Source organism: Nonomuraea sp. NPDC050153, assembly GCF_044460125.1.
Lineage (GTDB): Bacteria > Actinomycetota > Actinomycetes > Streptosporangiales > Streptosporangiaceae > Nonomuraea.
In genome coordinates this window covers 195,548-214,218 of record NZ_JBITJQ010000016.1, presented here as the reverse complement: position 1 = coordinate 214,218, position 18,671 = coordinate 195,548, and the positions used below count along the sequence as shown (strand labels likewise).

Below are 18,671 nucleotides of genomic sequence, written 5' to 3'. Positions count from 1 at the left end.
TGCCTCATAGGGGGCAGCAAGGTATCAGCCCGACAATCCGCGAACCCAGCTGTAGATCTCCAGCACGTCGGCCGCCAGCGGGAAGAGTTCGACGACCAGTATCACTTCCAGGATGTCCATGGCCCGGCCCCAGAACGGCGATGGTTTCCCGGTGGCCATCCTCGTTCCGATGCCCACTGCCAGCAGAGATGCCCACAGCAGACCTAACGCCACAGCCAGCGCACCCATGACTCCACCCTTGGCGCTGAGCGCGCACGCCGCCACCGCCAGTCCCGCCACACCGGAGCCGACCAGCCAGATCCGCTGGCCCCGGCCGGAGAAGACCCGAGCGCGCATGATGAGCGTCACGGACAGCGTGACGGACATGATGTACGCGGTCAGCTCGTCGTGCAGCACCAGCAGCGCCTGGGCGACCAGCGCGGACAGCGCCACCGCGATGACCAGCGCAGTCGCGTTGCGTTGGGCGATCGCGGTGCGCTCCTGAACCATGGCCGCGTCGAGCCGCTGGTTGTCGGCGCGCAGCTCGTCGGCCGTGGTGGGCATGACCGGCAACGGCACCCGGGCGAGCCGGAACGCGATCGACGGCACCAGCGGGCTCAGCGCCAGCAACACGGCGATGGCCACGGCCGCCACCCCGGCCGGCGAGGCCTCGGTCACCATGACCACGGCCGCACCGTTCGCACCGCACGACGCGGCGATGGCCGTACCGAGGAAACCGGAGATACCGTACGCGATCGCCGCCCCGGCGACGGCGGCGGTGAGCGCCGTGCAGGCGAGCGCGGCGAGCAGGTGAGGAGCTCCGAGCTCGGCCGGACTCCCGCTGCGAGCGAGTGCGAACAGTCCCGCCAGGAAGCCGTACGGCAGTGCCGCATACCCGATCAACGCGCCGGACATGGACGCGCCCAGCGCACGCGACAACACGGTTCCCGTGGTGATCAACAGCAGGGCGAACACCGCGAAGACGATCGTGCTGATCGACGGGGGCAAACCCGCCAGCGCCAGGCCGGCGGCGCCGAGGACGAGCAGTGCCGTGGCGCTGGCCGCACCCGCTGTCCTGGTGTGGGCCACCGTCCACTTTCCCGGTCCCTGACGCACGCCCGTGGCGACGACGTCGGCCACGTCATCGAAAACCGCCGGCGGCAGCATCGACTCGTGTGGGCGCAGGTAGAGGATCTCCGCATCGAGCACACCCAGCGTGCCCAGGCTTTGTTCCAGGTCGAGCGGCTCGCCGCCGAGCCGCTGCAGCACCCATCCCGGCGAGGACGTGGCCTCGCCACCCACTTCCCCGAGCAGGCGTAAAAGCCCAGGCAGCACATGGGGCAGCGGAATGTCGGCGGGCAGCGTCAGATCAGCCTTGCGGCTGGGCCCCACGATCGTGACCTGACACACGATCGGCAGCGGCAGAGGTACCTGCGCGAGAGCACTTTGCTGAATCGGCCCCGAGTGCGCAGGAGCGGGCGTATCAGGCCCTCCGGCAGCGGAAATAGACTCCGGCAGCGGATTTTGAACCATTGATTCCACGGTCCACTCCGTCTCACAAGCATCATGGACAGCACAGAACATAGCGGGTTGTATCTGGTAAGAACGTCGCGTGAGTAAAGTGGTTGTTCGGCGCCCCGAGCGCCGCCCGGGCCCAAAGCCACCTCGCGGAGAAGTCATGCTAGAGTCTCCGCCGGAAATTCCGGAGGTCCAAGGCCAAGGTTTCATGTTGGTTCTCACCTATCTGCCCATGCTGGCCGGGGCGGCCGCAATGGCATTAATGTTTACCTCGAACGGTAATTCCAGCCCGATCATGTACGTGGCCAGTGGCCTGTTCGCCGTCTCCATGCTCGGCATGACGATCGGCCAGATGGGACGCCAAGCGGGCGAGCGAAGGTATCGGCTGAACGGCGCTCGCCGCGACTACTTCCGCTACCTCGGACAGGTCCGCAAGAACGCCAGGCGCACCGCCAAGCAGCAGCGCGAGGCCCTGGAGTGGAGAGGGCCCGAGCCGGGATCGTTGTGGTGGATCGCCATGGGCCCGCGCTTGTGGGAACGCCGGCCACGAGATGACGATTTCAGCACGATCCGGCTCGGCACCGGCGTGCAGAAGCTGGCCGTCCAGCTGATCCCCCCGGACTCCAAGCCGGTGGAGGATCTGGACGCGCTGGCGTCCGGTGCGTTGCGGAGATTCATGCGTGCCCATTCGACAGTCTCCCGGCTGCCCATGTCCGTCGCTCTGTCCTCCTTCGCGCGCATCCGGCTCAGCGGTGACCTCACCGCCATACGAGACCTCGTGCGGGCCTTGATCGGCCAGGTGGTCGCCTTCCACTCCCCCGACGACATGCGCGTCATGGTCTGCGCAGCTCCCGAGCGCATGCCGCACTGGGAGTGGGCCAAATGGCTCCCGCATGCCCAGCATCCCGACGCGATGGACATGGCGGGGCCCGTACGCTTGATGGCCGAGAACCTCGGAGACTTGGACCGCCTCGTCGGGGGCGAGCTCAAGGAGCGTCCGAGGTTTCAGCCGGGTTCACCTGCCGACGCACTGCCATACCACGTGGTGATCGTAGACGGCGGCCATATGCCGCATGACTCGCAACTCGGCAGCGACGCCATTCAGGGCGTGACCGTCATCGATCTCACCGGCTCCACGGGCGCGGTGGAGGAGGGCAGCACGCTACGGCTCGACGTCCAACCGGACGACCTGCACATGGTGAAGATCGACCACGCGGGCAAGGAGCGCAAGTCGCGGCTGGGCGCGCCGGACAGACTCTCCATCGTGTCAATGGAAGGCCTGGCCCGGCAGCTGTCCCCGCTCCGAGCCTCTTCCACGAGCGGCGGAGACGGCGAGGATGCGCTCTCGATCAACACCACGCTCGCCGACCTGCTGGGCATCAGTGACCCTCGACGGCTGGACTCGGCGATCACCTGGCGGCCGCGGGCAGGCCGTAACAAGCTTCGCGTGCCGATCGGGCTGAGTGCCGACGGCCGCATGGTCGAACTCGACATCAAGGAGTCGGCGCAGGGCGGCATGGGGCCGCATGGCCTGCTGATCGGAGCCACCGGCTCAGGGAAGTCGGAGCTACTGCGCACACTGGTGCTCGGCCTGGCCATCACCCACTCCTCGGAGATCCTCAACTTCGTCCTGGTCGACTTCAAGGGCGGCGCGACCTTCCTCGGCCTCGACTCCCTCCCCCACGTCTCGGCGGTCATCACCAACCTGGAGGACGAGCTGCCCCTGGTCGACCGCATGCACGACGCCCTGCAGGGCGAGATGGTGCGGCGGCAGGAACTCCTGCGATCGGCCGGCAACTACGCCTCCCTTCGTGACTACGAGCGCGCCCGCGAACATGGCGCCGAGCTGAAGCCGCTGCCCACGCTCTTCGTCGTGCTCGACGAGTTCAGCGAACTGCTGTCCACCAAGCCCGAGTTCATCGACCTGTTCGTGATGATCGGCAGGCTCGGCCGCTCGCTCGGCGTGCACCTGCTGCTGGCCTCCCAGCGGCTGGACGAGAGCAGGCTGCGCGGGCTCGACACCCACCTGTCGTACCGGATCGGCCTGCGCACGTTCTCGGCCATGGAGAGCCGCGCCGTCCTGGGCGTGGCCGACGCCTACGAACTGCCCTCGGCGCCGGGCAACGGCTATCTCAAGTTCGACACCAGCGGCATGACCCGGTTCAAGGCCGCCTATGTCTCCGGTGCCTTCCAAGCGGACGCCAGGCGGGTGACGGAGGACGGCAAGCCTGCGGCACGTGAGATCGTCGAGTACGGGCCGCACTACGTCCCGCTGCCCGTCGTCGAGAAGCCGTCGGCGAAGACGCCCGCGGAGGCGGAGGAAAAGGGACCTCAGCCCAGTCTGCTCGACATCGTGGTCGGCCGGTTGCAGGGGCGGGGCCCCGCCGCGCATCGCATCTGGCTGCCGCCACTGGGAGAGCCGCCGACCCTCACCGACCTGCTTCCCCGACTGTCAGTGACCCCGCAGCTCGGGCTCTCCACCTCGGACTGGAACGGCAGGGGGCGGCTGCACGCCGTTATAGGCATCATCGACCGGCCCTTCGACCAGCGCCGCGACGCGTACTGGCTGAACCTGTCGGGCGCCGCCGGGCACGTCGGCATCGCCGGCGGCACGCAGAGCGGCAAGAGCACCGTGCTCCGCACACTGATCAGCAGCATGGCTCTCACGCATACGCCCCGTGAGGTGCAGTTCTACTGTCTGGACTTCGGTGGCGGCGCGTTGTCGGCGTTGGAGGACCTCCCGCACGTGGGTGGCGTGGCCAACCGGCAGAACGCGGAAAAGATCCGCCGTACGGTCGCCGAGATCTCGGCCATCCTCCAGCAACGCGAACAGGACTTCGCGCAGCACAGCATCGACTCCATCGCCACCTACCGCACGCGACTGGCTGATGGCAGCGTCCAAGGCGACGGCTGGGGAGATGTGTTCCTGGTCGTGGACGGCTGGCTGACGATCCGGCAGGAGCACGAGGCCCTGGAACAGGTGATCACCAACCTCGCGGTCCGCGGGCTCGGCTACGGCATCCACGTCATGGCGACCACGAACAAGTGGTCGGAGTTCCGACCGGCCATTCGCGATCTGTTCGGCACCAAGATCGAACTCAAGCTCGGCGACGCCTACGAGTCGGAAATCGGGCGCAATGCCTCGACCTCGGTGCCCGAAGGCGCCCCAGGACGCGGGCTCACCAAGGACGGCATGCATTTCTTGTCGGCCCTTCCTCGAATCGACGGGCTGCGCAGCGCCAATGACCTCGCCGACGGGATGCGTGCCCTCGTGGAGAGCGTCAAGACCGCGTGGCAAGGACCCGTCGCCCCTCCCGTGCGGCTGCTGCCGCCTCTGCTCCCCGCAACCGACATGCCGGGGCCGGAACAGACCGGCAAACACCGCATCGCGATCGGCATCGACGAGGCGACGCTCTCACCTGTCGCGCTCGACTTCGAAGCCGACCCGCACTTCATCGTCTTCGGCGACACCGGATGCGGCAAGTCGAACGTGCTCAAGCTGATCATGGAAGGCATCGTGGCGCGCCAGACACCCAAGGAAGCCAGAATGGTCGTGATCGACTACCGCCGGTCCCTGCTGGACACCGCGGCCACCGAGCACCGCATCGGCTATGCCGTGGCCAGCGTGGCAGCCGCCGAGTTGATGCAGGAGGTCCGCACGGCCCTGCTCAAGCGTCTTCCAGCGGCTGATCTCACTCCTGATCAGCTTCGTCAGCGCAACTGGTGGCAAGGGTCCGATCTCTATGTCGTGGTGGACGACTACGACCTGGTGGCCACGACGAACAACCCCCTGCAACCGCTGGCCGAGCTACTACCGCAGGCTCGTGACATCGGCCTGCACGTGATCATGGCCCGCCAGATGGGCGGCGCCAACCGCGCGATGTACGACCACGCGGTGCAACGGCTCAAGGAGATGGCGAGCCCAGCACTGATCATGTCCGGAAACCGGGAGGAAGGCGTACTGTTCGGCAAGACCCGGCCACAACCCCTTCCTCCCGGCCGAGGTTTCTATGTGGACAGGAAATCCGGAGACCGGCTCATTCAGACGGCATCCCTGGAAACGGCCGAAAATGGCTCTGACCAAACTCATTGATATCCAGTATGCTCCATTTTCATGACCAAAAGATTCGTAGATGTCTCCTACACGGCATTCGACGAGTGCAGGACGCGAGTCCACGCCGCGTCCCAGGAGTTCAACCTTGACGACATTCTCAAGGACAGTAAGTCGAAGGCCCCCGCCGAGCGTACGGACGCAACACTCTTCGGCATGCTCAACAACGTTCACGAGTTGACCGTGCAGATGGACGCGACCTGGGCCGCCATCCGAGCTGAAATACAGAGCGGCCGGCTGAAACTGACGGAGGTGGAGGGGGCGCTCAACGATGTCGAGACCAATCTCCGCACGGCCGCAACGGCATCCGGCGCATGAGCCTCGACGCGCCCGACATCACCAGCCTCCCCGGCGGCGATGTGCTGTCGGGCCTGCTCCAGAAGGTGATAGGCGTCCCTCAGGGCATCAGGGACATCGCCTCGGCATGGCGAGCGTGCTCGTTCCAGCCGGCGAAGACCACCGCCGAACTCATCAGATACGTCAACGATGTGGACCTGAAGTGGGAGGGAGATTCGGCGGACGCCTTCGATCGGCACATGCGCCTATATCCTAAAGCGGGCGAGGATTTCAACACCGCCGTTCGTGCCGGCGCAGAAGCGCTCACCAACCTCGCCAATACAATGGAGAACGCTCACAACAATGTCGAGGCGCTGTGCCGTCAGGCGCTTGCGAGCGCGGTCACGCACATTAAGGATTACCTCGTCAAAAATCCCGACAAGGACTACGCCGCGGCGGTGGCGGCGCTGAGCGCCGACCCCGGCATGATCAGCCTCATGAACGGCAATATCGAACTGGCGAAGAGTCACGTCAAAACGGCCGAGGACGCGGTGGTCGCCGCCAGGGACACATTGAAGAGCCACCTGGATGCCGGGTTAGGCTTCTTCACCAATATTCCCTCTCCCGGCGGACCGGACTTCGTTCCGGGTGAGGAGAAGGTCGTCTGGACCAAGACGCCTGTTCAGGAGCAAACGCAATCGGCCGGCGGTGGATCTGGATCTGGCGGCGGAGTCTCATCGGGCGGCGGCACCCCCGCGCCCAAGGCCGAGGTCGTCGAGTGGATCAAGCAGGCGCTGGCGATCATCAAGTCTCCCGAGATGGCGGACACCATGCGCGAACGTGCCATCGACGTCAGCGATCTCGATGCCAACGACCCCAACGACGTCCAACGCATCTGGGCGATCATCTATCACGAATCCGGCGGCAACCCCGGCGCCATCAACACCTGGGACATCAACGCCCAGAAAGGCGTGCCGTCCCAGGGACTGATGCAGACCATCCCGCCGACGTTCAACGCGCACGCCCTGCCCGGTCATGGCAAGATCCTGGATCCGGTGGACAACATCATCGCGGGTGTCCTGTACACCTACAGCCGCTACGGCAACCTGGGCGGCCACCCTGGCATCTCGTCCTTGGAGCGGGGTGGCGGCTACCGGCCCTACTAGTGCTGTAGCAGTTTGGGTTTGCCCCGTTTCGAGGTGACACGCCGATCAAGGTCCCACCTCAGTCGGTGTGATCGCTTCAGACCCTGCTCGTGGCCGAACGGGTTGGTGTACGCGAGATTGATGACGGCGAGGGGAAACCGGCTGCTGCGCATCATTCGGCGTGGCAGCGGGTCGGTGGTGACCTGGCGGCGGGCGCAGATGGTGCTGCTGGCGGCCCAGGGCATGTCTGTTGCGAAGATCGCGCAGGTGGCGTTCACCAGTGAAGACCGGGTCCGGGATGTGATCCACAACTTCAACGCCGACGGGTTCGACTCCCTGTATCCCAAGTACAAGGGCGGCCGTGCAGCCCCGCCCCGGCAGGCAGTGGACCGGCATCGGCGGAAAGGGCAAGGACCCCGAGCGGGACCCTCGCCCGCGGATGCGCGCCACCTACACCCGCACCCAGGGCGTGCGCCACTTATTCGCCGCCCTGGACCTGGGCAAGGACAAGATGTACGGGCACATCAAGAAGCGCAAGCGGCGCGGCGAGTTCCTGGAGTTCTGCCGCTACCTGCGCAGTCTCTACCCGCCCGAGGTCCGCATCGCCATCGTCTGCGACAACTTCAGCCCGCACCTGACCACCAAGAAGGACCAGCGAGTCGGGCAGTGGGCGGAGGCCAACAACGTCGAGATCGCCTACACGCCCACCAACTCCTCCTACCTGAACCGCTTGAAGCGCTCCCCACGGATGAATCCGGGGGATTCCAGCCGTCCCGACCGTGCGGCTACGCGCATGGTCGCGACGCTGTTGCTTGGCGAATCGAGGCCCAGTTCACCGCGCGAGTTCACCCTCAACGGCACCGACCACGCCGGCCACCGCGAGCAGGGCAGCATGATCCGCCGCTACATCGCCTGGCGAAACCGCAACACCGACAACCCCCGCCTACGCAGGATCGTCAAGAGCGACGCGGCACTAGCTGGATGGTCACCCCACGGGGTGGCGGACGGAGCGCGTCACGGGCACTTCGCGCGCAGCTTGGGGCTCCAGCCGTTGTGGACGACGTACTTGCTTCCTGCGTAGTAGCTGACCTGGCCCTGCAGGCGGTAGGTGAAGATGGTCCCCCGCTTGCAGCCCTTGTACAACGTCTTCTTGCCGGCCCCGTACCAGGAGGCGCTGGAGATGTTCTGCCAGCCCCACCAGCGCTTGCGCTGAAGCATGATCTTGATGCGCTGGTTGCGGGAGCAGCCTATCGCCCAGCCGGTCGCGGCCACGTGTCCCTTGCGCATCTCCGGACGGTACACACGCACCTCACGGCAGGACATCGCCGTCGAGCTGGCCGCCGCGGCGGCCGTGGCGACGGTGGTGGGGGAGGTCTGGGCGCTGGTCTGGACGGAGGCCTGCGCGGGGGCGCCCGCGGTCAGAGCCGCGGCGGCGACCGCCGCCCCGAGGACCATCGTGTTGAGCGTTCGCATCGGGTTCTCCTTGGTGCTCGTCGTACTGGACACCGCGAAGGTAGCCAGGCCGATGTTGAGAATTTGTGGAGCGCCTGTTGAGCGAACGAACGGCAACCCGTGCTCAGCCGGTTTGGACTTGGCGATCTTCTTGATCTCGCGGCGTTGCGGCAGCGTGAACGTCGGCGACCGGCCGCCCTTGTACTTGGGATACAGGGAGTCGAACCCGTCGGCGTTGAAGTTGTGGATCACATCCCGGACCCGGTCTTCACTGGTGAACGCCACCTGCGCGATCTTCGCAACAGACATGCCCTGGGCCGCCAGCAGCACCATCTGCGCCCGCCGCCAGGTCACCACCGACCCGCTGCCACGCCGAATGATGCGCAGCAGCCGGTTTCCCCTCGTCGTCATCAATCTCACGTACACCAACCCGTTCGGCCACGAGCAGGGTCTGAAGCGATCACACCGACTGAGGTGGGACCTTGATCGGCGTGTCACCTCGAAACGGGGCAAACCCAAGCTGCTACAGCACTGGCATTCGCTCGGGCGGCAGTCGCCGCCCATCAGCCCTTGGCGCCCGGTTCCGTCCAGTCGAAGTCGTCGGCGCCCGCAGGCAACTCCCCTGATGTGACGGGCGCCTGGAACGGCGGGAAGGACTCCACGTCGATGGTGGCCTGGGTGAAGTCGATCCGCCCCTCGCCCGAGGGGGCCACATAGGCGAATTGATGGTTCTTCTTGGTCGCCGTCGCCATGACTTCGCCCACGCCTCGCAAGCCGGACACCAGCGTCAGCGTGAGCACGGCCACCGCACCATTGAGCCCGGAGGCGACGAACTTCTCCAGCAATCCGCCATAGAGCGAGGTATGTGGACTACTCTGCAGCCTCTTGGCGAACAGCAGCAAGGTGAACGTGCTCGCGGCGAGGCTGCCGACCTTGAGCCAATAGCTGCGGTATCCGGCGGCGATCTCGTCCATCATGCCGCCAACGTCGCCCAGGACCCCGCGCAGTACACCGATCTCCCGGTGGAGCAACCACACGACTCTCTCGAACTCCTGCTGATCGCGCGCGACCCAACCATCGCGCGAGGTGGTGACCACCTGCGCCAGCAACTGTTTGACCCCGTCGTCCAGGCGCCCGGAGATGCCGTGCTTCCAGTTGGACGCCGCCTGCGCCATGCCGGGCTCATTCGCGATGGCTGTGCCCGCAATGGCCACAGCCGGTGCTACCCAGATCGAAATCTTGCCCAACCGATTGAGCTTGGCCATCACCTGTGGGCCTGTGGGAGCCATCAGACGTACCGCACCTTGCTGGCGTCTTCTGCGGCCCGCCAGTTGGCCTCGGCTTGAGCCAGCGCTGCGCTCCATCCGTCGCAGACGGTCTCGGCCCTGCCGAGCTGCATTTCCGCCCACTGACGGATGTCTTCATAGGTGCCGCCTATCACCGCGTCACCGAGAATGCCGAAGCCCGGTGAGGCCACACTCGTCGCGTCGACGAGGTCTTTGACAAAGGTGAGGGCCACCTTGATCTCGCCATCGACCCGCCCGCGCAGGGCGGCGATCGCGGTGGAGGTGACATAGAGGTCGCGTCCTGGGACGGCATCCGTGTTCATACGTGTGGATCTTTATGGACTCATCGGTGTTTCGGGTACCGCCTCGTGGCCGATTCATGATCAATTCCTCGTCCGGCCAGCTGGCGCTCTGCCTCGGTTCACCGAAGAGCGATGGCGTAACCCTCATGGATGCGGACGACACGCAACTCTCCGAGTTGGACACGTTGGTGCAGGAGAGCGAGCGTTCGATGCGCGAGCTCGGACAGGCCATGCAGGACCTACGCCGACTGAGCGGGAGCGGAGATAGCGGGAGCGGAGTGGTCTCGGCGCGCGTGACCGCCGACAGCAGGCTCGTCGAGCTGGTCATCAGTCCGCGAGCGATGAAGCTCGGCAACCACGAACTGAGCCGCGAGGTGATCGAAGCCGTGACCGCGGCGCAGGTCGACCACGAGCGTCAAGCCCAGGCGCTGCTCTCGTTTCTGCCGGACGGCGAGAGTCTGCTGGACGCCTTCCAGCGCGATCTGACGGAAGTACAGAACGCCTACACGGCGGAAACTCACGGACGGCTTGACCGCATGCGCCAAAGCCGACGCGGCCGAGGGGAGTGACTGTCCGCAAAGACAGCGAAATAGGGGCGCTGGGGGTCGGTGCCTCGGCGAAACTCGGCTGATTCAAGCGCCGACAATCTTGCGGGCCAGGCCGAGGTTGCGGATCTTCGGACGGCGGCGGAGAGCCTCCTGAACCCACCACACGGTCGGACGGAATCGGGCGATCGGCACCCGCTGGGTTCAGGAACGGCGTGAAGTGCAGCCGCGACGTTCCCACCCCATACAGCATTAGCCCTCGCGTCCTTCGCCGCCAAGCTCTCGCACAGAGCAGCAGACAAGGCACGGTCATCGACGCTAAAGAATGAGCCGGCTCCGCGGCCGCATCTCAGAGGCCGGCATAGGCTCGCAGATGCTCCACCACCTGCCGCGAGGTGAGCTCGGGCGCCTCCTCCGAAATCCAGTGACCGACCCCCTCCAAGGCCACGAATCGGTACGGGCCGGACACCCATTTCGCGGTGAGGTCAGCAGTGCGGCGCTGAACCACCGGGTCACCGTCGCTCCACACATACAGACTCGGCACCCCCACCGGACCGATCGCCACGTCCGCCGGCGCTTTGGCGGCGAACCAGCTCAATGCGGCCTTCAGCGCCTCAGGATGGCTGAGCCGCCTCAGATACTCCTGCACATGGGCCGCCGAGATCGCCGATCCCAACGAATTCCGGATCCACGCGAGATCATCGCGCAGCATCGCCTCCGCTCCCTCAGGGGTGAACGTCCCGTGGTAGTCCGGCACCGCCTGCGCTCCTTCCCGCACCGCATCGGCGAATGCACGCGGATGGGGAGTGGAGAACGAGGTGAGCGTCGCCACCCTTTCGGGATGGGCGAACGCGGTGCACCATGCAACAGAGCCACCCCAGTCATGCCCGACGAGATGGAAACGATCAGCGCCCAGCGCATCTGCCACATCCAGCACGTCCTGCACCAGGTACGGCATTCGATAGGCCTCCACCTCGGCCGGACGTGCGCCGGGTGAGTACCCGCGCTGGTCCACGGCCACCGCGCGGTATCCCGACTCGGCCAGCGCTGCGACGTGTGCCACCCACTGCAAGGAGCTCTCCGGGAAACCGTGAAGGAGGATGACCAGCTCTCCATCCGGTGGACCATCCATCAGCGCGTCAAAACGCAATGGGCCTACCACGATCATTGACTGCGGCACACGGTCCTCCTATTGCTGCGGGACAGGTGAACGAAAGGCCGCCACAGGCGTCGGCTACATACGTGGTCCACTGATCGCGGGCGCATTCTCCTCTCCCCACTCCCGCAACGCCGCGATCACCGTGCGCAGAGCCTCACCTCTCCGCGTGAGCACGTACTCGTGGTGAGCTCCACCGCTGGGAGCCGGCACGATCTTCAGGATCCCGGCGTCGACAAGAGTGCGCAGACGTGCGGCGAGGATGTTCTTGGCCACACCGAGCGTCCGATGGAACTCGCTGAATCGGCGATCCCCGTCAAGCGCCGCACGGACGATCAGAAGCGACCACCAGTCGCCGATCACGTCCAGCGCCCGGGCGACGGGGCAGGTGTCGCCGTCCAGACGCGTTCGTCGCACCATGCCACACCCTCTCGTTCGGTTTCAAGATGCTACCGATCTAGCGAGGCGGCGGCAACGCGGAAGGGTCACATTCGTCCTCGGCCGGGATGATGCTGATGACCGAAAGCGGCGTTCCAGGCGGTGGGCCACCCGGCAGGGCATCGCGCTGCCAAGTGGATCCGCCACCAGCACTCCCGGCTCAGCTGGAGCGGTGAGCCGCACAAACCAGCCACCGCCGGCAAGAAGGCCTGATCCCCCGAGGGACGGCGATGCGAACGCGATGTGATGAGGAGCGCCCAGTACCTGGTCTCACTTCCGGGTCGGTCTCCGACCGCGTCGGCCGCCGCGCGATCTTCACCACCGGAGTCGTGCCGTACGAATGGCGGCTGCCGGACTAGCCTCCACCCAATCTCACTGCCGGGGGCGTTTGCGCTGCTCAGGGCTCATTTAAGGAGCTGCCTGGCCATCACCAGGCGCTGGATCTGGTTGGTGCCCTCGTAGATCTGGGTGATCTTGGCGTCACGCATCATGCGCTCCACCGGGTAGTCGCGCGTGTAGCCGTAGCCGCCCAGCAACTGCACCGCGTCCGTGGTGATCTCCATGGCGGCGTCCGAGGCCGCGCACTTGGCGGCGCTGGAGAAGAAGGTCAGGTCCTTGACCGGAGTCCCGCGCATGGCCGTCTCGGACATGGCCGCGGCCGCGTACGTGAGCTGGCGGGCCGCCTCCAGTTTCATGGCCATGTCGGCGATCATGAACTGCAGGCCCTGGAAGTCGGCGATCGGGCGGCCGAACTGGCGGCGCTCCTTGACATAGCCGATGGCGTAGTCGAGAGCGCCCTGGGCGATGCCCAGGGCCTGGGCGGCGATGGTGACGCGGGTGTGGTCGAGGGTGGCCAGGGCGGTCTTGAAGCCGGTGCCCGGCGCGCCGACCATGCGGCCGGCCGGGATGCGGACGTCCTCCAGGATCACCTGGCGGGTGGGTGAGCCCTTGATGCCGAGCTTCTTCTCCTTCGGGCCGAAGGAGACGCCCTCATCGGACTTCTCCACGACGAAGGCGGAGATCCCGCGGGCGCCCGCCGACGGGTCGGTCACCGCCATCACCGTGTAGTACTCCGAGACACCGGCGTTGGTGATCCACATCTTGGTGCCGTTCAGGACGTAGTGGTCGCCGTCCCGGACCGCCCGCGTCTTCATCGAGGCCGCGTCCGAGCCCGCCTCCGGCTCCGACAGCGCGTAGGAGAACATGGCCTCACCCCTGGCCACCGCGGGCAGATAGCGGGACTTCAGCTCCTGCGAGGCCGACAGCAGGAGCGGGACCGTGCCCAGCTTGTTCACGGCCGGGATCAGCGAGGACGACGCGCAGGCGCGGGCCACCTCCTCGATCACGATCACCGTGGCCAGCGCGTCCGCCCCCGCGCCCCCGTACTGCTCAGGGATGTGAACCGCGTGGAAGTCGGCGGCGACGAGGTCCTTGTAGACCTCCCAGGGGAACTCCTCGTTCTCGTCCGCGGCGGCGGCGCGCGGCGCGATCTTCTCCTCGGCGAGGGCCCTGATCGCCTCGCGGAGCATGGGGTGCTCCTCCGCCACGTCGTGCAGGTGGCCGGCCAGGCTCATACGCTTCTCCCAACTCAAGGACAGGCACTCAGTGACTTAAGATAAGGCACTGAGTGACAGTACGCCAGAGCGGGTGTACGGTGAATCACCCCATGGGCGGACGGAAGGGAGCAGATGTCCGCGAGGCGAGACGCGCGCCGGGAGTTGATGTCCGCGGCCATCGGCCTGTCCCTCGACGCCGGGTTCGACGCGACCACGGTGGACGAGATCGCCAGGGCCGCCGGAGTGGCCAGGCGGACGTTCTTCCGGCACTTCCGCACGAAGGAGGACGCGATCCTCCCCGATCACGACGCGTGCCTGTCGCGGGTGACGGAGTTCCTCGAGTCGGCCTCGCCGCTGCGCTCGCCGCTCCTCGTGATAGCGGACGCGGCCGGGATCGTCCTGGACATGTATGCCGAGGACCCGGAGACGGCCGTCAGGCGGTACGAGCTGACGCGGCGGGTGCCGGCGCTGCGCGAGTGGGAGATCGCCGCCACCAGCCGCTACCAGCGCGCCTTCGTCGGCTACCTGGACGGGCGCCGCGCGGAGAGCGGCGGGCCGGAGTTCCGGCTGCGCCACGAGGTCGCCTCCGCCGCCGTGGTGGCCGCGCACAACCACGTGCTGCGCGGCTGGCTGCGGTCCGGCGGCCAGGGCGACGTACGGGCGCGGCTCGCGGCGGCGATCTCGGAGGTGGCCGGGGTCCTCGGCCCCTGGGTGGACGGTGTCGACGCCGGGGCCGCCGCCGACGAGGTCATGGTCGTCCTCACCACCCGCCGCACGCCGCTGTGGAAGATCGCCGAGGAGATCGAGGCCGTCACCCTCCGCCCCGACGATCCGGCTACTCGATGACCAGGTTGACGGGGATGTTGCCGCGGGTGGCGTTGGAGTACGGGCACACCTGGTGCGTGGCCTCGACGAGCTCCTTGGCCGCCTCCGGCGCGATGGAGTCGGGCAGTTCCACCCGGAGCGTGGCCTCAAGCTGGAAGCCGCCCTTGCCGTTGGGCGACAGGCCGATCTCGGCGGTGACCGACGCGTCCGAGACGTCGAGCTTCTGCTGCGCGCCCACCAGCCGCATCGCCGAGGCGAAGCAGGCGGCGTAGCCGGCGGCGAAGAGCTGCTCGGGGTTGGTGCCCTCGCCGTCGCCGCCCAGCTCCTTCTGCAGGGCCAGCTTGACGTCCAGCCTTCCGTCCGAGGAGACCGCGCGGGCGTCGCGGCCGGCGGAGGTGGCGATGGCGGTGTAGATGCTCATGGTCGTTGCCCTTCGTTTAGACAGACCTGTCTGTCTGGCGTCTAGGCATGAGAGTAGACAGGTCTGTCTGGTATCGTCAACTGGTGAGCGCAGAAACGTTGGAGGGCCGTCGCCCCAGCCCGGCGCGCGAGCGCGTCCTCGAGACCGCGACGCGCCTGTTCTACACGGAGGGCGTCCACTCGGTCGGGATCGACCGGATCATCGCCGAGGCGGGCGTCGCCAAGGCGACCTTCTACCACCACTTCCCGGGCAAGGACGACCTCGTCCGCGCCTACGTGAACCAGCAGAGCGCGTGGCAGCGCGCCATGGTCGCGGCCCTGAAGGCCACCTCGCCGCGCGAGAAGCTGATGGAGCTCTTCGCCTTCATGTGCGAGTTCGGCGCGGGGCCCGACTACCGCGGCTGCCCCTTCGTCAACACGGCGGCCGAGTATCCCGACCCCGCTCACCCCGTTCGGCAGGCCATCAACGAATACCGCCGCTGGGTCCGCGGCCTCTACCGCGACCTCCTGGCCGCCGACGGCCACCCCGACCCGGACGGGACCGCCGGCATCCTCCTGGTGCTCAGGGACGGGCTCGTGGTCGGCTTCGACCTCGACGATCCCGCCACGGTGCGCGCCGCCGTCCAGGAGGCGCTCACCAGGGTGCTGGCCAGGTGAGCCCCGGCCGAGGCCGGGGCTCACGGCTCAGCCGGCGAGCAGGCTCGCCGCAGGGATGACCTGCCGCTGCACGGTCGGGCTGGACCAGTGGAGCTGGGCGATGGCGTCGTAGCCGCTGTCGTAGAACTCCATCTTGATGTCATGCGCCCCGGCGCTCAGCGCGATGTCGCCGCTGTCGTCGCGCTTGGAGTGGTCCGTCCAGTTGTCCACGAGGAGCGTGCCGTCCACCCAGAGCCGCACGCCGTCGTCGCTCGTGGTGATGAACGTGTACGTCTCGGCGCGCGCGGCGATCACCTTGCCGGTCCACCGCACGCTGAACGTGTCGGCGGACACGGCCGGGTCCGGGGCGTTGGCGCCCCAGTCGAAGTCCACCGCCGGGTCGATCCGGGTCAGCTTGGGCGCGGTCAGGTCGGCGTTGTCGAAGTAGGTCGCCGACAGGCCCTGCTGGTCGATGACCAGGGTCGTGGCCGAGCCGGCCGGGAGCGTGAGCGTCGCGGCGCCGCCCGCGATGGAGGCCGTCCCGGTGCGGTGCGGGGCCCACGCGTCGGAGGTGCTCTGCCAGATCGCGGCCGTGCCCGCCGTCAGGCCGGTGAACGCGAGGCTGGTCTCCAGCGGCTGGGCGCCGACGTTGACCAGGACGACGTTCTTGGCCGAGTCGGAGGCGAACGCGTACAGCTGGTCGGTGTCGGCCGTCGCCTGCACCATGGTGGTCCCGAACGGGCGGAACAGGCCCTCGCCGGTGAACATGCCGATGCCGTGGTAGATGGGCAGCGGCTCGCTGCGCTGGATGCCGCCCTCGCCCTTCGTGCTGGTCAGGCCGAGCTGGCCGTTCTTGTCGCCGTACTGGTAGGCGGCGGCTCCGGCGTGCAGGATCTGGCCCAGCGCCGCGGCGCCCCACAGCGTGTTGAAGTGGGTCAGCGTACGGTGGCCGTCGGGGTCGTCGAAGTCGGAGTTGAACTCGCCGATCTGGAGGTCGATCTTGCGGCCGAGCACGGACTCGGCCAGCGCGCCGACCTCCTTCAGGTCCGTCTCGTAGCTCCGGATCGCGGCGCCCAGGAGGTCCTCGTCGCTGATCGGGTCCGTGCCGTTGCCGTAGTCGTGGTAGTCCAGGAAGTCGACCCGGTCCCGCGAGCCCTCCAGGAACGTCCTGATGTAGGACAGGTCGTTCCAGGCCGTGGCGGGGCCGCCGACGCGGACCGCGGAGTCCACGGCGTCGAGAGCGTCGGTGATCAGGTTGAAGCGCCGGCTGTACTCAGATGCCGACATTTCAGGCTTTTCTGGGGTGCAGGTGCAGTTGAGTTCATTGCCCAGGATGAAGCGCCGCACCGGCGTGCCCGAGGCGGCGAAGTGCCGGTACAGGGCGACCGCGTCGTCCCGGTTCACCTCGGCGGTCTGGCGGCCGTCCACCTGGAGGATGACGACCGGCTCGGCGCCCAGGTCGCGGATGGCCGCGATCCAGGCGTCGCCCGTGATGGTCGTGTCGCACTTGTACCCGCCGCACACGATGGGGCTGGAGTGGTTGCCCGGCTCCTGGTAGTGCAGCTCAATGCGCATCCGGCCCGCTTTGAGGTTGCGCAGGTTCTCGCGGTGCCGGGCGTCGTTCGTGATGTACGAGCCCTCGCCGTACCCGGTGATGCCGACGCCGTAGTCACCGGCGGACAGCGTGCGAACCGGCTTGGTGAAGTCCACCGAGACGGCGGCGGCGACGGCCGCCTCCGCGGGTGCCGCCACCGGCCAGATCGCCACGGCCGCGGCCAGGCCGCCCGCGAGAGCGGCCCGGAGCGCGCGGCGCGCTGATGCAGTCATCCTTCTCCTGTCACAAGATCCATGAGAACCCGTGGATCATGACATATACGGATGACAACCGAGTGAACGCCGAAGTGGCGGCGGCCTCACGGGGTCCGGTTGCTCAGCACCAGCGTGCCCGCGGCCGTGAACATGCCGCCGTTGCCCAGCGCCACGCTGACCTCGACGCCCGGCACCTGCGCGGCGGCCTGCCCGCGCAGCTGCCGCACCGACTCCTGGAGGAGGAACATGCCGTACATGCCGGTGTGGGTGTAGGACAGCCCGCCGCCGTTGGTGTTCGCCTCGGCGCTGGATCCGCAGCTCGCCCCGGGCGGCGGCCTCGAAGTACGGTCGCGTCTCCGGTGTCGGCACCGGCGTCGCTTTGGCGGGCATGGGGCTCCTCTCAGCGGGCGAGCTCGGCCAGCAGCTCCTGGGAGTAGGCGACGCGGCCGGTCAGCTCGCTCGCCGGGGCCCGGCACAGGGCCAGCGCGGCGGCGGCCATCACCTCCGGCGGCTCCGTGCCCGGGCCGTCCTCGGTGACCAGGCCGTGGAACAGCGTGCCCGGGGTGGGCACGACGTCGGTCGGGGCGAGGGAGTTGACCGCGATCCCGTCGGCGTACAGCTCGGCGGCCAGGCCGGTGCTGAAGCGTTCGAGCGCCGCCTTGCACATGCCGTAGACGGTCCCGCCCAGCCCCGCGTACGGGCCCGGCGGGATCGGCGGGTGCCGGGCCGCGACGGAGGAGATGTTCAGGATCCAGCCGCGCCCGCGCGCCCGCATGCCGGGGATGACGAGCTGCGCCAGGTGCGCCGGCGCGGTCACCTGCACCTCGAACATGAGCGCGAAGCGGCGCGCGGTGAAGTCGGCCACCGGGGTGAAGTAGGTGACCGCGGCGTTGTTGACCAGGATGTCCACCTCGCCGTAGCGCTCGCGCACCTGCTCGACGAGCCGTTCGCGGTCGCCGGGGACGGACAGGTCGGCGGCGAAGGCCTCCGCCTCCCCGCCCGTGGCCCGGATGCCGTCGACCGTCTCCCGCAGCGTGCCGGGCAGCCGGTTCGTGCCCGCCTCCAGCGTGCGCGCGCCGACCGCCACGCGGGCGCCCGCGGCGGCGAACTCCGCCGCGATGACGGCGCCGATGCCCCTGCTGGCCCCGGTCACGAGCGCGACCTTGCCGTCGAGTACGCCCACGGCCACCCTGCCTTCCTGCCGACCGAAGTTTTAG

Annotated in this window: 18 protein-coding genes and 1 pseudogene; 8 read left to right on the top strand and 11 right to left on the bottom strand. The window is 67.6% G+C overall.

From position 1 onward, the window contains the following. Positions 1 to 24 precede the first annotated feature (24 nt). A complete protein-coding gene (gene eccD, locus ACIBQ1_RS34195; protein ID WP_397283469.1) occupies positions 25 to 1,512 on the bottom strand; it encodes a type VII secretion integral membrane protein EccD in 1,488 nt (495 codons plus the stop codon). Between the two features lie 145 nt (positions 1,513 to 1,657). On the opposite strand from eccD, the gene eccCa reads away from it, so the two are divergent. From eccCa to ACIBQ1_RS34170, 5 genes and pseudogenes are all read left to right on the top strand, one after another. Continuing rightward, a complete protein-coding gene (eccCa, locus tag ACIBQ1_RS34190) occupies positions 1,658 to 5,590 on the top strand; it encodes a type VII secretion protein EccCa (protein ID WP_397283436.1) in 3,933 nt (1,310 codons plus the stop codon). Between the two features lie 21 nt (positions 5,591 to 5,611). Next, entirely contained in the window at positions 5,612 to 5,926 is a 315-nt protein-coding gene (locus tag ACIBQ1_RS34185; protein WP_397283435.1) for a hypothetical protein, read from the top strand. Continuing rightward, positions 5,923 to 7,050 (top strand): transglycosylase SLT domain-containing protein, encoded by a 1,128-nt coding sequence (locus ACIBQ1_RS34180; RefSeq protein WP_397283434.1) that lies wholly within the window; start codon positions 5,923 to 5,925, stop codon positions 7,048 to 7,050. The genes ACIBQ1_RS34185 and ACIBQ1_RS34180 overlap by 4 nt, the downstream gene beginning before the upstream one ends. A gap of 120 nt (positions 7,051 to 7,170) precedes the next feature. Beyond that, positions 7,171 to 7,335 (top strand): annotated as a pseudogene (locus ACIBQ1_RS34175) (hypothetical protein); the annotation flags it as partial. A gap of 55 nt (positions 7,336 to 7,390) precedes the next feature. Further along, complete coding sequence (locus ACIBQ1_RS34170; RefSeq protein ID WP_397283433.1) at positions 7,391 to 8,110, top strand: transposase; 720 nt, start codon at positions 7,391 to 7,393, stop codon at positions 8,108 to 8,110. Here the strand turns inward: ACIBQ1_RS34170 and ACIBQ1_RS34165 are convergent. The 3 genes from ACIBQ1_RS34165 to ACIBQ1_RS34155 all read right to left on the bottom strand — a co-directional run bounded on the left by ACIBQ1_RS34165 (position 8,044) and on the right by ACIBQ1_RS34155 (position 10,090). Next, on the bottom strand, positions 8,044 to 8,892 hold the full coding sequence (locus tag ACIBQ1_RS34165) for a transposase (protein WP_397283432.1): 849 nt from the start codon (positions 8,890 to 8,892) through the stop codon (positions 8,044 to 8,046). The genes ACIBQ1_RS34170 and ACIBQ1_RS34165 overlap by 67 nt on opposite strands. A 152-nt stretch (positions 8,893 to 9,044) precedes the next feature. Beyond that, positions 9,045 to 9,749, bottom strand: coding sequence for a hypothetical protein (locus ACIBQ1_RS34160; protein WP_397283431.1), 705 nt, complete (start codon positions 9,747 to 9,749; stop codon positions 9,045 to 9,047). A gap of 20 nt (positions 9,750 to 9,769) precedes the next feature. Further along, a complete protein-coding gene (locus ACIBQ1_RS34155; protein WP_397283430.1) occupies positions 9,770 to 10,090 on the bottom strand; it encodes a hypothetical protein in 321 nt (106 codons plus the stop codon). A gap of 56 nt (positions 10,091 to 10,146) precedes the next feature. On the opposite strand from ACIBQ1_RS34155, the gene ACIBQ1_RS34150 reads away from it, so the two are divergent. Next, complete coding sequence (locus tag ACIBQ1_RS34150) at positions 10,147 to 10,638, top strand: YbaB/EbfC family nucleoid-associated protein (RefSeq protein WP_397283429.1); 492 nt, start codon at positions 10,147 to 10,149, stop codon at positions 10,636 to 10,638. 325 nt (positions 10,639 to 10,963) lie between these two features. On the opposite strand, the gene ACIBQ1_RS34145 is transcribed toward ACIBQ1_RS34150, so the two are convergent. The 3 genes from ACIBQ1_RS34145 to ACIBQ1_RS34135 form a co-directional block, all read right to left on the bottom strand. After that, complete coding sequence (locus ACIBQ1_RS34145) at positions 10,964 to 11,794, bottom strand: alpha/beta fold hydrolase (RefSeq protein ID WP_397283428.1); 831 nt, start codon at positions 11,792 to 11,794, stop codon at positions 10,964 to 10,966. A 54-nt stretch (positions 11,795 to 11,848) separates the two neighbouring features. Then, positions 11,849 to 12,190, bottom strand: coding sequence for a winged helix-turn-helix transcriptional regulator (locus tag ACIBQ1_RS34140; RefSeq protein WP_397283427.1), 342 nt, complete (start codon positions 12,188 to 12,190; stop codon positions 11,849 to 11,851). A gap of 422 nt (positions 12,191 to 12,612) precedes the next feature. After that, positions 12,613 to 13,782 (bottom strand): acyl-CoA dehydrogenase family protein, encoded by a 1,170-nt coding sequence (locus tag ACIBQ1_RS34135; RefSeq protein ID WP_397283426.1) that lies wholly within the window; start codon positions 13,780 to 13,782, stop codon positions 12,613 to 12,615. 114 nt (positions 13,783 to 13,896) lie between these two features. Here ACIBQ1_RS34135 and ACIBQ1_RS34130 point away from each other — a divergent pair, with 114 nt between their 5' ends. Beyond that, positions 13,897 to 14,610, top strand: coding sequence for a TetR family transcriptional regulator (locus tag ACIBQ1_RS34130; protein ID WP_397283425.1), 714 nt, complete (start codon positions 13,897 to 13,899; stop codon positions 14,608 to 14,610). On the opposite strand, the gene ACIBQ1_RS34125 is transcribed toward ACIBQ1_RS34130, so the two are convergent. Next, on the bottom strand, positions 14,600 to 15,010 hold the full coding sequence (locus ACIBQ1_RS34125) for an organic hydroperoxide resistance protein (protein ID WP_397283424.1): 411 nt from the start codon (positions 15,008 to 15,010) through the stop codon (positions 14,600 to 14,602). The genes ACIBQ1_RS34130 and ACIBQ1_RS34125 overlap by 11 nt on opposite strands. A gap of 83 nt (positions 15,011 to 15,093) precedes the next feature. On the opposite strand from ACIBQ1_RS34125, the gene ACIBQ1_RS34120 reads away from it, so the two are divergent. Beyond that, a complete protein-coding gene (locus ACIBQ1_RS34120) occupies positions 15,094 to 15,666 on the top strand; it encodes a TetR/AcrR family transcriptional regulator (RefSeq protein WP_397283423.1) in 573 nt (190 codons plus the stop codon). Between the two features lie 27 nt (positions 15,667 to 15,693). Here the strand turns inward: ACIBQ1_RS34120 and ACIBQ1_RS34115 are convergent, their stop codons facing one another. The 3 genes from ACIBQ1_RS34115 to ACIBQ1_RS34105 all read right to left on the bottom strand — a co-directional run bounded on the left by ACIBQ1_RS34115 (position 15,694) and on the right by ACIBQ1_RS34105 (position 18,643). Continuing rightward, a complete protein-coding gene (locus ACIBQ1_RS34115; protein ID WP_397283422.1) occupies positions 15,694 to 17,472 on the bottom strand; it encodes a PA14 domain-containing protein in 1,779 nt (592 codons plus the stop codon). 86 nt (positions 17,473 to 17,558) lie between these two features. Next, a complete protein-coding gene (locus tag ACIBQ1_RS34110) occupies positions 17,559 to 17,930 on the bottom strand; it encodes a thiolase C-terminal domain-containing protein (RefSeq protein WP_397283421.1) in 372 nt (123 codons plus the stop codon). Next, a complete protein-coding gene (locus tag ACIBQ1_RS34105) occupies positions 17,855 to 18,643 on the bottom strand; it encodes an SDR family NAD(P)-dependent oxidoreductase (RefSeq protein WP_397283420.1) in 789 nt (262 codons plus the stop codon). The genes ACIBQ1_RS34110 and ACIBQ1_RS34105 overlap by 76 nt, the downstream gene beginning before the upstream one ends. Between the last annotated feature and the right edge of the window lie 28 nt (positions 18,644 to 18,671).

Excerpts from the sequence above, each read along its gene's own strand:
- ACIBQ1_RS34150 (WP_397283429.1), top strand. The coding sequence starts at position 10,147 with ATGATCAATTCCTCGTCCGGCCAGCTGGCGCTCTGCCTCGGTTCACCG.
- ACIBQ1_RS34165 (WP_397283432.1), bottom strand. The coding sequence starts at position 8,892 with ATGACGACGAGGGGAAACCGGCTGCTGCGCATCATTCGGCGTGGCAGC.
- ACIBQ1_RS34125 (WP_397283424.1), bottom strand. The coding sequence starts at position 15,010 with ATGAGCATCTACACCGCCATCGCCACCTCCGCCGGCCGCGACGCCCGC.
- ACIBQ1_RS34155 (WP_397283430.1), bottom strand. The coding sequence starts at position 10,090 with ATGAACACGGATGCCGTCCCAGGACGCGACCTCTATGTCACCTCCACC.
- eccCa (WP_397283436.1), top strand. The coding sequence starts at position 1,658 with ATGCTAGAGTCTCCGCCGGAAATTCCGGAGGTCCAAGGCCAAGGTTTC.
- ACIBQ1_RS34140 (WP_397283427.1), bottom strand. The coding sequence starts at position 12,190 with ATGGTGCGACGAACGCGTCTGGACGGCGACACCTGCCCCGTCGCCCGG.
- eccD (WP_397283469.1), bottom strand. The coding sequence starts at position 1,512 with ATGGTTCAAAATCCGCTGCCGGAGTCTATTTCCGCTGCCGGAGGGCCT.
- ACIBQ1_RS34130 (WP_397283425.1), top strand. The coding sequence starts at position 13,897 with ATGTCCGCGAGGCGAGACGCGCGCCGGGAGTTGATGTCCGCGGCCATC.
- ACIBQ1_RS34115 (WP_397283422.1), bottom strand. The coding sequence starts at position 17,472 with ATGACTGCATCAGCGCGCCGCGCGCTCCGGGCCGCTCTCGCGGGCGGC.
- ACIBQ1_RS34180 (WP_397283434.1), top strand. The coding sequence starts at position 5,923 with ATGAGCCTCGACGCGCCCGACATCACCAGCCTCCCCGGCGGCGATGTG.
- ACIBQ1_RS34135 (WP_397283426.1), bottom strand. The coding sequence starts at position 13,782 with ATGAGCCTGGCCGGCCACCTGCACGACGTGGCGGAGGAGCACCCCATG.
- ACIBQ1_RS34185 (WP_397283435.1), top strand. The coding sequence starts at position 5,612 with ATGACCAAAAGATTCGTAGATGTCTCCTACACGGCATTCGACGAGTGC.